Source organism: Herbaspirillum sp. VT-16-41 (assembly GCF_001994935.1).
Lineage (GTDB): Bacteria > Pseudomonadota > Gammaproteobacteria > Burkholderiales > Burkholderiaceae_D > Herbaspirillum > Herbaspirillum frisingense.
In genome coordinates this window covers 125495-140166 of sequence record NZ_MUXB01000131.1, presented here as the reverse complement: position 1 = coordinate 140166, position 14672 = coordinate 125495, and the positions used below count along the sequence as shown (strand labels likewise).

Annotated in this window: 15 protein-coding genes; 4 read left to right on the top strand and 11 right to left on the bottom strand. The window is 64.6% G+C overall.

Features of this window, described 5'->3' with window-relative positions:
- Positions 1-11 precede the first annotated feature (11 nt).
- From benB to BTM36_RS20410, 4 genes are all read right to left on the bottom strand, one after another.
- The gene (benB, locus tag BTM36_RS20425) at positions 12-515 is read right to left on the bottom strand and encodes a benzoate 1,2-dioxygenase small subunit (RefSeq protein ID WP_077237715.1); all 504 of its coding nucleotides are present in this window, start codon (positions 513-515) and stop codon (positions 12-14) included.
- Positions 512-1897 (bottom strand): Rieske 2Fe-2S domain-containing protein, encoded by a 1386-nt coding sequence (locus BTM36_RS20420; protein WP_077237714.1) that lies wholly within the window; start codon positions 1895-1897, stop codon positions 512-514. The genes benB and BTM36_RS20420 overlap by 4 nt, the downstream gene beginning before the upstream one ends.
- Positions 1898-1994: 97 nt before the next feature.
- Positions 1995-2930: a catechol 1,2-dioxygenase gene (gene catA / locus BTM36_RS20415; RefSeq protein WP_077237713.1), complete on the bottom strand. Its 936-nt coding sequence runs from the start codon at positions 2928-2930 to the stop codon at positions 1995-1997.
- Between the two features lie 51 nt (positions 2931-2981).
- Positions 2982-4187, bottom strand: a complete 1206-nt coding sequence (locus tag BTM36_RS20410) for a muconate/chloromuconate family cycloisomerase (RefSeq protein ID WP_077237962.1) — start codon at positions 4185-4187, stop codon at positions 2982-2984.
- A 144-nt stretch (positions 4188-4331) separates the two neighbouring features.
- Between BTM36_RS20410 and BTM36_RS20405 the strand changes: the two genes are divergently transcribed.
- From BTM36_RS20405 to pcaD, 3 genes are all read left to right on the top strand, one after another.
- Complete coding sequence (locus BTM36_RS20405; protein WP_006465078.1) at positions 4332-5285, top strand: LysR family transcriptional regulator; 954 nt, start codon at positions 4332-4334, stop codon at positions 5283-5285.
- 203 nt (positions 5286-5488) lie between these two features.
- Positions 5489-5776 (top strand): muconolactone Delta-isomerase, encoded by a 288-nt coding sequence (catC, locus tag BTM36_RS20400; protein ID WP_006465079.1) that lies wholly within the window; start codon positions 5489-5491, stop codon positions 5774-5776.
- 73 nt (positions 5777-5849) lie between these two features.
- Entirely contained in the window at positions 5850-6629 is a 780-nt protein-coding gene (gene pcaD / locus BTM36_RS20395) for a 3-oxoadipate enol-lactonase (protein ID WP_077237712.1), read from the top strand.
- A gap of 37 nt (positions 6630-6666) precedes the next feature.
- On the opposite strand, the gene BTM36_RS20390 is transcribed toward pcaD, so the two are convergent.
- The 6 genes from BTM36_RS20390 to BTM36_RS20365 are packed head-to-tail and all read right to left on the bottom strand — an operon-like array spanning position 6667 to position 12794.
- On the bottom strand, positions 6667-8271 hold the full coding sequence (locus BTM36_RS20390; protein ID WP_254427051.1) for a response regulator: 1605 nt from the start codon (positions 8269-8271) through the stop codon (positions 6667-6669).
- A 22-nt stretch (positions 8272-8293) separates the two neighbouring features.
- On the bottom strand, positions 8294-10093 hold the full coding sequence (locus tag BTM36_RS20385) for an ATP-binding protein (protein ID WP_077237710.1): 1800 nt from the start codon (positions 10091-10093) through the stop codon (positions 8294-8296).
- Positions 10090-11139, bottom strand: a complete 1050-nt coding sequence (locus BTM36_RS20380; RefSeq protein WP_077237709.1) for an ATP-binding protein — start codon at positions 11137-11139, stop codon at positions 10090-10092. Before BTM36_RS20380 ends, BTM36_RS20385 begins: the two co-directional genes overlap by 4 nt.
- Positions 11124-11534 carry an ATP-binding protein gene (locus BTM36_RS20375; RefSeq protein WP_077237708.1) on the bottom strand — a complete coding sequence of 137 codons (411 nt, stop codon included), beginning with the start codon at positions 11532-11534 and terminating at the stop codon, positions 11124-11126. The genes BTM36_RS20380 and BTM36_RS20375 overlap by 16 nt, the downstream gene beginning before the upstream one ends.
- A gap of 33 nt (positions 11535-11567) precedes the next feature.
- Positions 11568-11924 (bottom strand): STAS domain-containing protein, encoded by a 357-nt coding sequence (locus BTM36_RS20370; protein ID WP_006465085.1) that lies wholly within the window; start codon positions 11922-11924, stop codon positions 11568-11570.
- A gap of 3 nt (positions 11925-11927) precedes the next feature.
- Positions 11928-12794, bottom strand: coding sequence for an STAS domain-containing protein (locus BTM36_RS20365; protein WP_006465086.1), 867 nt, complete (start codon positions 12792-12794; stop codon positions 11928-11930).
- A gap of 323 nt (positions 12795-13117) precedes the next feature.
- Between BTM36_RS20365 and BTM36_RS20360 the strand changes: the two genes are divergently transcribed.
- A complete protein-coding gene (locus tag BTM36_RS20360; protein ID WP_039876822.1) occupies positions 13118-13405 on the top strand; it encodes a hypothetical protein in 288 nt (95 codons plus the stop codon).
- 32 nt (positions 13406-13437) lie between these two features.
- On the opposite strand, the gene BTM36_RS20355 is transcribed toward BTM36_RS20360, so the two are convergent.
- Complete coding sequence (locus tag BTM36_RS20355; protein ID WP_077237707.1) at positions 13438-14664, bottom strand: DUF2399 domain-containing protein; 1227 nt, start codon at positions 14662-14664, stop codon at positions 13438-13440.
- Positions 14665-14672: the final 8 nt, after the last annotated feature.

Here is a 14672-nt window from a genome sequence, read left to right as displayed (position 1 = left end):
TGCCGCCGGTCTCAGACGTGATAGACGTCGATGACCTGGCGGATATAGTCGTTCTTCAGTGCGATCTTCTTGCGGGCGATGACGAAACCACCCGGGGCGCCCGCGCTCTTCCTGAGCGTGGCCAGCACCGTCCCGAAGAACTGGTCGGTGATCTTGTAGCGGTGCGACAGGGTGTGGAAGTTGTAGCGCACGTCCACGGCGTCATCCCGCTCGGCCAGGATTTCCACGTTGGCGATCATGTGGCTGGTGCGCGGCTCCGGCATGGAGGCGCTGGAACGCTCGGTCTTGATGCGGAACACGCGATCTTCCAGGCCTTCCCGGTTGGCGTAGTACATCAGCGAGATTTCGCGCTGCGGGTCCTGGGTCAGCTGGTCGTCGTCGTCCCAGGCCGGCATCCAGTACTCGACATCGGAAGCGTACAGTTCCAGCCAGGGTTCCCATTCACGCTCGTCCAGGTGGCGTGCCTCGCGATAGAGGAAGGCGCATACCGCGCCCAGTTCGACGGTGCTGCTCATGCTTGTGCTCCTTCCTGTGCCTCTTGCAGCGCGGCGCGCTCCTTGACGACCGCCTTGCGCATCTGCTCGGTCCAGTAGTGGTGCTGGCAGACGAACAGGCCTTCATCCTCGCTGCGCTCGCCGCTCAGCTTGGGGTTCATGCCCATCCTGCGGGCGTTCTCGTCGGGGCCTTGCTTCCACAGCGGGGCGCCACGGCTCATGTCGTTCCAGCGCACGGTCGAACCGGCGTAACCGGCCTGGCAGGCGCGGAATTCTTCCAGGTCATCGGCGGTACCCATGCCGGAGACATTGAAGAAATCTTCATACTGGCGAATGCGCAGCCGACGGTCTTCATCACTCTCGCCCTTGGGGCCGAAGCAGAAGATGCTGATCTCGGTCTTGTCCACGCTGATCGGACGGGCCACGCGGATCTGCGTGCCGAACTGGTCCATCAGGAACACGTTGGGATACAGGCACAGGTTGCGGGTCTGGGCCACGATGGTGTCGGCGCGGGCCTGGCCGACGCGGGCGGCCAGTTCTTCGCGCTGGTTCCAGATCGGGCGTACTTCCGGGTTGAGGGTATTGGTCCACAACAGGATGTGGCCATTCTCGAAGCCATAGACACCGGCCACGGCCTTGCTCCAGTTGTTGGCATCGGTGGCCTTGGTGCCGCCTTCCTTGCGGCGGCCCATGGTGGCCGCGTAGTTCCAGTGCACGGTGCTGACGTGATAGCCGTCGCAGCCGTTTTCCATCTGCATCTTCCAGTTGCCGTCGTAGATGTAGCTGGAGTTGCCGCGCAGGACTTCCAGTCCGTTGGGCGCCTGGTCGACGATCTGGTCGATGATCACGCGGGTCTCGCCCAGGTACTCTTCCAGCGGCAGCACGTCCTCCGACAGGCTGCCGAAGAGGAAGCCCCGATAGCTCTGGAAGCGCGCCACCCGGGTCAGGTCGTGCGAGCCGTCCTTGTTGAAGGAGACCGGGTATTCGGTGGTCTTCTCGTCCTTCACCTTGAGCAGCTTGCCGCTGTTGCTGAAGGTCCAGCCGTGGAAGGGGCAGGTGAAGCTGCTCTTGTTGCCGTGCTTGCGACGGCACAGCATGGCGCCCTTGTGGGCGCAGGCATTGATGACGGCGTTCAACTGGCCGGTCTTGTCGCGGGTGATGACCACCGGCTGACGACCGATCCAGGTGGTGTAGTAGTCGTTGACCTCGGGAATCTGGCTCTCGTGGGCCAGGTAGACCCAGTTCGATTCGAACAGGTGCTTCATCTCCAGCTCGAACAGCTCAGGGTTGGTGAAGATGTCACGACGGCAGCGGAAGATGCCATTGGCCGGGTCTTCCTGCAGGGCGCTGTCGAGCAGGCTGTCGACGGCTTGGTACTTGTCAGCGGCGGCGAGGGTGTTCATGGTGCGGTTTCTCCAGGGTGCAAGCCGCCCCCCGCGATGGTGGCCATCGCGGCTTCACTGCGGCGGGGGGTGGACGAAGTGGCGCCGAAGGGGCGCGTCAGGCCGCCAGACGCGGGCGATCGACGATCTGGTTGTCGGCGCCGTTGACCAGGGCAGTCAGCGAGATGTCGAAGACGATCTCGGCGAACGGCCCCTCCAGGCCCTCGGCCTTGATGCTGGCGGCATCGGTACGCTCGACCAGCGGCGGCACCAGGCCTTCGCGGGTGGCGTAGGCGAAGTCGTCATAGATCAGCGGATCGCCTTCGATGTTGATCTGCGTGGTCAGCTTGCGATGACCTTCGGCGGTGACGAAGAAGTGGATGTGCGCCGGACGGTTGCCGTGACGACCCAGTTCATTGAGCAGGCCCTGGGTGGGACCGGCCGGCGGGCAGCCGTAGGCGGCCGGCATGATGCTGCGGAATTTGTAGCGACCCTGGGCGTCGGTGATGATGGTGCGACGCATGTTGAACGGCTTTTGCTCGCCGGTCGGGTCGAAGTGCGAATAGAAGCCCTTGGTATTGGCATGCCAGACTTCGACCTGCACACCCGGCAGCGGCTTGCCGTCGGCACCGTAGACGGTACCGTGCATGATGATGGTCTGGCCGGCCTGGTCACTGCCGTCATCCAGGCGGGCAAAGCCCTGCTCCACCGGAGCACCGGCGACGTAGAGCGGACCTTCGATGGTGCGCGGGGTACCGCCGGTGATGCCCAGGGCGGCATCTTCGGCATCCATGCGCATGTCCAGGAAGCGGTCCAGGCCCAGGCCCGGCGACAGCAGGCCGGCCTCGCTGGCGGCGCCCAGGCGGTTGATGTAGGCCACGCCGGCCCAGTATTCGTCGGACGTGATTTCCAGGTCTTCGATGGTCTTGAACAGGTCCGAGAGAATGCGATGCACGATCTGCTTGGTGCGCGGGCTGCCGCCTTCGGTGTCCAGGCCGCTGGCCAGACGCAGAAAATCTTGTACTTCGGGGGTGCTGAAAATCTTGGCTGCCATGGTTGAGTCTCCTATTGGATTTATCGATCGGGGAAAGTGATTTTTTTTGTTTTATCCGACCAGTGCGGTCGGCCTCGCTGCTGTCACTGTGGTCACGGTAGCGCCTTGCCTGCGGTCGCGACGGAAGTATTGCACACGCTCTTCATCGAGCACGATGCCAAGGCCGGGGCCTTGCGGAATGGTGAGGTGGAAGTCCTGGTACTGCAGGGGCGTGGCCAGGATTTCCTCGGTCAGCAGCAGCGGCCCGAACAGTTCGGTCCCCCACTGCAGTTCGCGGAAGGTGGCGAAGGCGTGCGCCGAGGCGATGGTGCCGATGGCGCCCTCCAGCATGGTGCCGCCGTAGAGTTCGATGCCGGCGGCGTCGCCGATGGCGGCCACCTGCTGGGCGGCGCGCAGGCCGCCGGATTGTTCGATCTTGATGGCAAAGACGTCGGCGCCGCCGATGCGCGCCAGGGCGAAGGCCGAGGCCGGGCCGGTCAGCGATTCATCGGCCATCACCGCGATGGCATGCTTGCCCTTCAGGCGCGCCAGCGCCTGGGGCGAGGCCACCGGCTGCTCCACCAGTTCGCAGCCGGCATCGACCAGGCCGGCCAGGCCGCGCTGGGCTTCCAGTTCGCTCCAGGCCATGTTCACGTCCACCCGCACCGTACCGCGGTCACCGAGGGCCTTCTTGATGGCGGCCACGTGGGCGACGTCGGCGTCGACCTCGCGCCGGCCGATCTTGAGCTTGAAGATATTGTGGCGACGCTGGGCCAGCATGCGCTCGGCTTCGTCGATGTCCTTGGCGGTATCACCCGAGGCCAGGGTCCAGGCCACCGGCAGGCTGTCGCGGGCCGGTCCGCCCAGCAGCTGCGAGACCGGCAGGCCGGTGCGCTGGCCCAGGGCATCGAACAGCGCGGTCTCGATGGCGCACTTGGCGAAGCGGTTGTCCTGGATGGCCTTGTTCAGGCGTGCCATCAGGGCTGGAATGGCGCTGGCGTTGGCCCCCAGCAGCAGGGGTGCGAAATAGGTATCGATGGCCAGCTTCATGCCCTCGGGCGACTCCGCGCCGTAGGCCAGGCCGCCGATGGTGGTGCCCTCGCCCACGCCGACACTGCCGTCGGAGCAATACAGGCGTACCAGCATCAGGGTCTGCCCGTTCATGGTCGCCATCGACAATTGATGGGGGCGGATGGTGGGCAGATCGACCAGGAAGGTCTCGACCCGCTCGATGCTCGCCGGGGCTGCCGCAGTGTGAAGGTGTTGTTGGGTATCCATGGCTTGCATTGAACACCCGAAAGCCCTGCCATTGCCAACACCAAATACATCTAGTTTCATACCTTTTTTATATAGTTTTGCAGTGCACCCAAAGAAATCAAAGAATTAGACATCTTTTGTTCCCGTGCGATATGATTTTTGGCCATGGACATCAGACAACTGAAATACTTCGTCGCCGTCGCCAATACGCGCAACTTCACGCGGGCCTCGGAGCAGCTGCACATTGCGCAGCCCCCATTGAGCCGCCAGATCCAGCTGCTGGAAGAAGAGCTGGGCGTGCAACTGCTCCTGCGCAACAGCCGCCCGCTGCGCCTGACCGAGGCCGGCCGGGTGTTCTACGAGCAGGCGCTGCAGATCCTCAACCGCCTGGAGCAACTGAAGAACGCCACCCAGCAGATCGGCCTGAACCAGCGCCAGACACTCTCCATCGGCTTCGTCGCCTCGACCCTCTACGGTGGCCTGCCGGTGCTGGTGCGCAAGCTGCGCCAGCACTACCCGGAGGTGGATATCCAGTTGCTGGAACTGACCTCGATGCAGCAGTTCGCGGCCCTCAAGTCGGGGCGCATCGATATCGGCTTCGGCCGCATCCGCAGCAACGACGCCACGGTGGCACGCATCGTCCTGCGCGAGGAAAAGCTGGTGCTGGCGATCCCGCCCTCCTTCCCGCTGGCGGCCAGCCACCAGCGCGTGAGCCTGAAGGAAGTGCATGGCCAGAAGCTGATCGTCTATCCCAAGGAGCCGCGCCCCAGCTTTGCCGACCACATCCTGAGCCTGCTCAACGACCAGGACATCCATCCCGCCGAAGTGCACGAGGTGCGCGAAATCCAGACCGCCCTGGGCCTGGTGGCGGCGGAGTCGGGCCTGTGCCTGATCCCGGCCTCGGCGCGCCTGCGCAATGACCTGCATTACCGGCTGATCGACGACCCGCGTGCCACCTCGCCCATCATCCTGACCCACCGCATCAACGACAACGCCTGGTACATCGAGGCCGTCAAGCAACTGGTGGCGGACATGTACGCCGAGCGCCCGGCCTGGCTGGACATCGAGACCAGTTCCTTCCCGGCCACCGGCTTCCCGAATCCCGAGCGGCGCGATTGAGGGCCGTGGTGGTGGTGCTGTGGTACAGCTGTATGCGGGCTTTATTGATGCACTGCGCTGTCGTCCCAGGTTGACATCCTCACCGGCACACGCCTACACTCGGTTGTGCGAATAAAGGATTAATGTTCGTTAATCGAACATCTCATCTGAAGCTTCAGCCCTCGCCCCCACCATAATCACAACGCGATAACGGAGAAAACATCATGCTGTTCATGGTCCAAATGCAAGTCAACATCCCCGCCACCCTGGACAAGGCGGTCGCCGACCAGTTGAAGAAGGACGAGAAGGAGATGGCGCAGAAGCTGCAGCGCGAAGGCAAGTGGCGCGACCTGTGGCGTGTGGTGGGTCAGTATGCGAATGTGAGCATCTTCAATGTCTCGGGCAATGACGAGCTGCACAACATCCTCTCGGCGCTGCCGCTGTATCCCTTCATGAGCATCTCGGTCACCCCGCTGACCCAGCACCCCTCGGCCATCGCACAGATCGGCTGAGCCTCCCCCTTCCCTGCTGACCACCATCGCGCGCCCCCGGCCTGATGCCGGCCGGCGCGTCAAGGATCGATCCATGCCATTCGCAACACTGAACGGAATCAAGCTGCACTATCAACTCGACGGCGATGCCTCGCTGCCGGTGCTGGTGTTTTCCAATTCGCTGGGGACCTCGCTGGCGATGTGGGAGCCGCAGATGGCCGAACTGAGCCAGCACTTCCGCGTGCTGCGCTACGACACCCGCGGCCACGGCCAGTCGGAGGTCACGCCCGGCCCCTATACCATCGCCCAGTTGGGGGGTGACGTCATCGCCCTGCTGGACCATCTGCAGATCGCCCAGGCGCATTTCTGCGGCCTTTCCATGGGTGGCAGCACCTTCATGTGGCTGGCGGTGCATCATCCGGAGCGGGTCAGCAAACTCATCCTCTGCAATACCGGGGCCAAGATCGGCACCCCCGAGGCATGGAACAGCCGCATCGAGACCGTGCAGCGTGACGGCCTGTCCGCCATTGCGGCAGCAGTGGTGTCACGCTGGCTGACGCCGGAGTATGCGGCCCAGCATCCGCAGCAGGTGCAAGCCCTGACCACGATGCTGTTGGCGACCCCGGCCGAAGGCTATGCCGGCGCCTGCGCAGCGGTGCGAGACAACGACCTGCGCGCGGCCATCGCCGGCATCACTGCCCCGACCCTGGTGATTGCCGGCAGCGGCGATGTGCCCACGCCACCGGCCGATGGACAATTCATGCGCGCCACCATCCCGGGCGCGCTGTATGTGGAATTCGATGCCGCCCACATCTCCAACCAGCAGCAGCCCAAGGCCTTCACCCAGGCCGTGCTGCAGTTCCTGACGCAATAAGCCGCCGCGCCGTCCCCGGCCCCACGCCCAGCCTGCTTCAGGCGCGGGCACGCGGCGGCGGACGGCGCAACTCCAGTTGCGCCAGGGTATCGAGGTCGACCGGCTTGACCAGGTAGTCGTCGACACCGGCGTCGTAGGCTTCGCGCTTGTCTTCATCGCTGCTGAAGCCCGAGCAGGCCAGCAGGTAGACGTTGCGGGTGGCCGGCTCGGCCCGCAGGGCGCGGATCAGGTCGTGACCGGTCATGTCCTTGAGCCCGATGTCCAGCAACACCGCATCGGGAACCCATTCCTTGGCACGGGCGATGGCACGCGTGCCGCTATAGACCGCCTGCACATCGTGGCCCAGCAACTCCATCAATTCCTTCATGGTGTCGGCGATGTCGATGTTGTCGTCCACCACCAGCACGCGCATCCCGGCACGCGGCGTGCCGTCGGTTGATGCTGCTGCGTTTGTGGTGCTTGTGCCATTCGCGGCATTCGTGGCAGTCGTGGCAGTCGTCTCGGTCGTCGCATTTGCCGGATCGGAACCGCTGGCGGTCTTGTCCGGCATGGCCCGCGGCAGTTCGATGCGGAACACGCTGCCCTGGCCGATGCCGGCACTCTGCACGGTCAATTCGCCCCCATGCAGCTGGACCAGGCTGCGCGCCAGCGACAGCCCGATTCCCAGCCCATCCTGACGATCATGACCCAGCGCATTGGCCTGGGCGAACATGCCGAAGATATCGTCCAGCCGCTCGGCGGCGATGCCGATGCCTTCATCCCGGACCGTCAAGACCACCTTGTCGGCCTCAGCCTGCGCTGCCAGGTAGATATGACCGCCCTCCGGGCTGAACTTGGCGGCATTGTGCAGCAGGTTGATCAGCACCTGGGCCAGCCGGACCTCGTCACCCTCCACCGCCAGGCTGGCATCGGCCATGTCCAGGTGCAGCTGTTGACGCTTGCGCTCCATCAGCTGCTGGGCCGATTCCAGAGCATTGTGGATGACCTCGGCCACCAGCGTGCGACGCAGCTGCAGCGCCAGCTTGTTGTGCGACAGGCGCGACACGTCCAGCAGGTCGTCCACCAGCCGCACCATGTGGTCGAGGTGATTGGAAATGGTGTTGCGGGCGCGCAGCTCCCAGTCCGGCGCATCCGGCGCCCGGGTGTTGAGAATGCCGATGGCATTGCGCATGGGCACCAGCGGATTGCGCAGCTCGTGCGCCAGGATGGCCAGGAACTCGTCCTTGCGGCGGTCGATCTCGCGTAGCTCGTTCTCCACCTTGGCCAGGCGTAGCAGCGCATGCACGTTGGCCACCAGCTCGGTCGGTTCGATCGGTTCGAACAGGTAGTTGTCAGCGCCACCTTCGAGGGCGCGGATCTTGTCGGCCAGTCCGATGTAGGAGGCCGAGGTCTGCAGCACCAGGCAGGAGGCGGTGGCCGGATCGGCCTTGAGACGGGAGCAGACTTCCATGCCGTGGATGTCGGGCAGCTTCACGTCCAGCAGGATCAGCGCCGGCTTCAGTTCGCGTGCCAGCGCCAGTGCCTCGGTGCCGCTGGCAGCCTCCACCACGCGCAGCCCGGCCTTGGTCAGGATACGGGTGCGCGCATAACGGGCGGCGTCGGTATCGTCGACGTTGAGGATCAGTTGTTGAGGATGGCTCATGGCAGGCATGGGTAACAGGGATTTAGGCATTGACCTCGCCGAGGGCGATTTCGTTTCGATGCGGCGGCAATTCCACCAGCGAACGCAGGGCCGCCAGCAGCTCATCGCGTCCCACCGGCTTGAGGAAATAGGCGTCCGCGCCCAGTCCCATGGCCTTGCTCTTGTCGTCCACATCGGAGGCGATGATGACCGGCACATCGCAACGCGAGGGGTCGTTCTTGAGCTGCACCAGCCAGTGCCAGGAATCCTTGCCGTCCAGCAGGATATCCAGCACCACGGCGCAGGGCTCGCCGTTGCGCCACAGGGCTTCGGCCTCGGCCACCGACGAGGCCGGCACCACGCGGAACTCCGACTGGTGCAGGTAGCGCTGGTACAGCAGGCGCAGTTCAGGCCGGTCTTCCACTACCAGCACCGGCAAGCTGGCGGCCGAGGGCTCCGGCCGCTCGTGCAAGGCCAGCGTTGGCCCATCGGGCAGGGCCCCGGTGCCGGCATGGATCACCGGGATCACCGCGCTGAAGGTCGAACCCTGGCCCTGCTGACTGGCCACCGCCACTTCACCGCCCAGCAGCATGGCCAGCTGGCGACAGAGCGGCAGGCCCAGGCCGGTGCCCTTGACGTGGCGTTGCAGGTGGTTTTCCACCTGCGAGAATTCTTCGAAGATAATGCCCAGATGCTGGGGCGGGATGCCGATGCCGGTATCGGTGACCGAGAAGCGCACCGTGCCGTCGTGCAACGGCTCGGCGGTCACCGTGATGCTGCCCTGCTCGGTGAACTTGATGGCATTGGAGATGAAGTTGCGCAGGATCTGCGAAAGCTTGCCCTCATCGGTGAACATCTCGCATTCGTCAGGAGCGACAAAACTCAGGCGTAGCCGGTCCGACACCAGCAAAGGGCGCAGCATGCCGCGCAGGGCGCTGAAGAGTTCGGCTACCTGGAAGCGGCTGGGCTGGATCTCGACCTTGCCGGCCTCGATCTTGGCCAGGTCCAGCAGGTCATTGACCAGTTCCGACAAGGCCCCGGCGCTGTCCAGGATGTAGCGCACCTGGCGTTCCTGCTCGGTACCGAGTTCGCCATCCACCCGATCCAGCAACAACTTGGCCAGCGCCCGGATGGAGGACAGCGGGGTGCGGAATTCATGGCTCATGTTGGAGAGGAAGCGCGACTTGGCCTCGTCGGCGCGGCGCAGGTGGTCGGCCTTTTCATCCAGCTCCGCATACAGCGCCACCACGCCGCGGTTGGTGTCTTCCAGTTCGCGGGTCAGTTGCAGCAACTCTTCCTGACGGCCCTTGAGCTCGGCCAGGGTGGCCAGCAATTCCTGGTTCTGCTGCTGGGTTTCGAACAGGGCCAGCCCGGCCGGTGCGGCCGCCAGCGCGCTGCCGATCTCACCGGCCACGCGCGGCGTGATCAACCGTGCCGCCGGCGGCAGCAGCTTGCGCATCAGCACCGTGGCGCCCTTGCCCGGGGCGGTCTCGATATCGAAGGCATCCATCAGCTTGCGCGCACCCGTCAGCCCCAGGCCCATGCCGGTATGGGACTGATAGCGCCCGGAGAGCACCAGCTCCAGGTCGGCAATGCCCGGCCCCTGGTCGCGCACGCACATGAGCAAGGTCTGCGGGGCGGTACTGCCTTCGATGGCGAACTCCACCTGACCGCGCCCGGCATAGCGGAAGGCATTGCGCGCCAGTTCCGAGATGCTGGTGGCGATGCGCACCTGGTCCTGCTGCGCGAAGCCACACAATTCGGCGATCTGGCGCGCGCGCTGGCGAGCGCCGACCACATCGATTTCATTGCCGATGGCCACGGTGAGCAAACGCAAGGTCATCCCGCCTCTCCCTGACGCAGGACCATGACGCTGACGTCGTCACGGCCACGATAGAAATCACGATACAGCAGGGCCGCAATCACGGCCGCGTGCGCCTGTTCCACGCCCGGATAGCCATCCAGCGACCAGCGGCTGATCAGGCCGTCCGAATGGAGGATCAGCAGCATGCCATCCTGCCAGGGCGTCTCGAACTGCTGCACCTTGCGCAGGTTGTGGCCGACGATGCCATTGACCGAGACCAGATGACGGCGTTGACCGTCCAGGCTGGTACAGCAGGCGATATTGCCGACTCCCGCAAAGCGCACCTTGCCGGCCTGCACATCAATGCTTGCGACGGCCACCGCCGCGCCCCGCGTCTTCTGCAAGGCGGCGTGCATGGGCGGCACCAGTTCCGCAGGCGGTCGCACACGGCTGACTGCCGCCATGTCGGCCAGCACCTGTACGGCGCCCTCGGCGGCATCGGCGGCGGCGTCGCCATGGCCCAGGCCGTCGACCACCATCGACAAGAGCCCGTCATCCACGGTCGCCGCCCAGCCCGCGTCACCGCAGCGCTGCTCGCCCGCCAGCGGCAGGCAGACCAGGCCGCACTGCCACGGCTGGCGCGCCCCCGGTGCCTCCCACAGCACGGCGCGCAGGATCGTGCCGCGCTCGGGCCAGGAATAGAGGTCGAACTCATCGGACTGACGCCGGATCGCGCCCAGCCCCACACCATAGGTGCCGGTGGTCGAACTGCCGTCGGTCATGGCGGCCCCGGCATCTTGCATGCCGGGGCCATTATCGATGGCCAGCATCTCGATGCCACGCACCGCCGCACCCGCTGCGGTATTGCCCATGACGGAGCGCAACAGGATTTCTCCATGTCCGGCATGCTTGAGAATATTGGTGGCCGCTTCGGTCAGCACCAGCGCCAGCCGGGCCGCCGGTTCCTGGGCAAAACCCAGTCGTCGCGCCAGGTCGGCCGCCGCCCGTCGCGCTGCTGCGACATCGACGGTTTCATTGACGGCGACGCATTCCTCGCTGCGCGAGGCCGTCAGAACAGTTTCCATTTGATGATGCTTACCTGGGTTCCCGCGCCCGGCGCGGTATCGATCTCGAATTCATCGGCCAACCGCTTGGCGCCGGACAGTCCCAGCCCGAGGCCGCCGCCGGTGGTGTAGCCATCGGTGAGCGCCAGCCCGATATCGGCGATGCCCGGTCCCTGGTCGGCAAACACCAGCCGCAGGCCACGTCGGGTGCCGTTATTGAGCTCATCCACGCGGGCTACTCCGCCACCGCCGTAGCGCAGGGTATTACGCGCCAGTTCGCTGGCCGCCGTCACCATCTTGGTCTGCTCCACCAGCGAAAAGCCCAGTCGCACCAGATGGTCGCGCACCAGCTTGCGCAGGCGCACCACGTCTTCGTCGGTCTGCAGGGTCTGGGTCAGGAGTTGCTGTTCATCCACCGTGTACCTCGCACGGCATGTGGGGCGCGCCCATCAGTCGCTCTCCGACTCAAGCAGCTTGACGCCGCGTTCCACATTGAGCGCGGTACGCACGCCATCCAGTGTCAGTCCCAGCTCGACCAGGGTGATGGCCACCGCCGGCTGCATGCCCACCACCACGGTGCGGGCGTCCAGCACCCGCGCCATGGAGGCGGTATTGCTGATCATGCGACCGATGAAGGAATCCACCACGTCCAGCGCGGAGATGTCGATGAGCACGCCGCGCGCGCGGTCCTTGACGATGCGCTCGGTCAGGTCGTCCTGCAGCGCCATGGCCAGGCGATCGTGCATGTCGACCTGGATGGTCACCAGCAACAAGCGCCCCATGCGCAGGATAGGGATGCGTTCCATGGATTACTGCTCCGTATTCTGGACAGTAACCCGCGAGCCGGTCTTCTTGAGCGCGATCATGAAGGCATCGGCCAGAGTGGCCTTGGTGGTCACGTCTTCCAGGTTCACGCCCAGATGCACGATGGTCTGGGCGATCTGCGGACGAATGCCGCTGATGATGCAGTCCGCGCCCATCAGGCGGGCGGCAGCGATGGTCTTGAGCAGATGCTGGGCCACCAGCGTATCGACGGTGGGCACGCCGGTGATGTCGATGATGGCGATCATGGCGCCGGTCTCGACGATCTTCTGCAGCAGGCTTTCCATCACCACCTGGGTGCGCGCACTGTCGAGCGTGCCGATCAGCGGCAGCGCCAGCACGTTCTGCCACAGCTGCACCACCGGCGTGGACAGCTCAAGCAGTTCCTGCTGCTGACGCAGGATGACCTGCTCGCGCGCCTTCTGGTGCACTTCAATGGTGTACAGGCCCAGCTTGTCGAACAGCGAACTGGTGGCCGCGATCTCCTGCGCCAGCTGGGCCGGCTGCTCGCCCAGGATGCTGCGCAGATGGTCGAACAGCGGTTCCTTCAGGGCAAACACGAAGCTGGCGGTATCCAGCGAGGAAAAGCCCTGCAACGCACGCGTACGCGACACTTCGCCCAGCAAGTGGCGCACATCGGCCCAGTCGTTGCCATCGGTGTCGCTGCCAGCCCCGCTTTCCAGGGTGCGTGCCAGCAGGCTCAGGAACTGTTCGGCCTGGCGGCGGATTTCGAATTCACCGCTTTTTTCCTTGCGGCCCAGTTTGGACGTCAAGGTCGTGAGCCAGTTTTCCAGCAGGCTTTGCTGGTGCTGGTTGAGAATCACGGTCAGTTGCTGGGTGTGGGCGGAAGTCATGTTCTTTTTGTGTCCTGGACGGTCATACCTTCCGCTTCGCGTGGCGGGCGGAAGGCGCATTGGGAAAGGTACCGCGCGCCTGCAGTCCCCCTGGACGCACGGTCTGACCATTCTAGGTGACGCGGCTTTGAAGCTATACAAGACAACACCTACAAGCCTTGTAGGAATCCATTACCTACCTGTTCTTTCCCCGCACTTTTTCTTGAGGGCTGGAAATGCTGGCGGTTTCGATAATGCGCTGCCCTTTGGCAAGCTTGCCCGACGCTGTTTATAATGCCGCCCAAACCATAGGAGGAAAGCAGTTGGGTCAACGTGCAAACACGATGTCCTGTTACGAAGTGACCGGACATTCTTCGCCGTTCATGTTCAGGGTCTGGTGCGCCAACCGCGCCGACAGCTGGTTCGTCAGCGGCGTGGAAATCCGCCACCGCTCCATTGGGCAGCTCTTCCCCAAGCGCTCCCTGCCGGGCCTGTACGACTCCAAGCCCCTGGCGCTGGCCCGCGGCATCCACTGGTGCGAATGCGTAGCCCATCAATTGCTGGAGGCCGAGGTACCGGAAGTGCCGTCGGGCCTGTTGCCTCCCGGACGGATAGTGCGCGAGTTGCGCTGATGCAGGGCGCCAATGCCGCGCCTGCTTTCACCTTACAACCAGGCTTCCTGCTCGGCCTTGCGTCCCTCGGTCTGCATCGCCTCGCACAGAGCGCGTAGCGAAGCCTGCAGCGAAGGGCGTGCCAGCAACACGCCCAGCAAGCGGCGATCATGTGCATTCAGGGGCCAGCGCTGGGTGGTGCTCTGCCATTGGGCGAGCCCCATCTGGTAGGGTTCCCAGGCCAGACCGGCCTGCTCCCATCGACTACCGACCGTGCAGGCAATGTCGACACCGGCCGGGTCGGCATCGGCACTGATCCACGCCGGCGCAGGTGCCAGTTGCAGCAAATGCGACACCGTCGCCAGCCAGGCCGACGAGGGACGCCCGGGCATCCACAGGAGTGCCACACCGGCCTGGCGTTGACGTGCCTGCAGTTCGAAGCTGGTACGGTTTTCGATCAGCCACCATTGCCGTGGCGCTGTGAGGGCATCGGCAACCAGCAGATCGTCCAGCGGCAGGCCGACGCAATGCAGCGGCGCCAGTTCCAGCCGACGTCCATGCCAGGAGAAGACCAGATCGCCGGAGAGCCACCCCACCTGGGCAAAACTGGCAATGCCCAATCGTTCGAGATCGAATAACGCATCCAGCCAGCGCCACTCGCTCGCGCTGAGCGACTTGGTCAGGTCGCGCGCGTGGAGCGCAAAATTACGCCGCAATCCCTGCTGGCCACTGTCGTGCCAAGCCGCCAGCGCCCGCAGCAGGCTCAGGCGAGCTTCCAGCACGTCGGCGCGCAGGGACTTGTCCTCTTCCAGTGCCTTGAGGGCGAGCGTCAGTTCATCCAGCAGGTCGGGGTCCAGCAAGGTTTGCTGGACATTGCCGCGTTCGTGCAGCCATTGCCAGGCCTGCTCCAGCATGGCTTGTCGCGCCTGCTTTCGTTGCTCGGCATGGATGATGCCCAACAAACCCTGCAGGCGGCGCAAGTCGCGCCAGGCAATAGTCTTCCACAGCCAGTTACCGCCCTTGAGCTCCTCGCGCCGGCTGATCCAGCCCTCTTGCAGCAGACGTTGACACAGGCGTTCGGCACGTTCGATGCCCAGCCCTACCGACTGTGCCTCCTTGAGCATGGCGTCACGGCTGCGGGAGCCGGCCTCGCCTCGCGCCCAGCGTTCCAGAGCGGCACGCTCTTCCTTGTCCAGCAGCAGCAAGCTGTCTGGCACCGCATGGGCGGCGACCAGATCATGCTGATTGCGGCCATGCGGCGTCTCTAGCAGCGCACTCATGGTCCGGT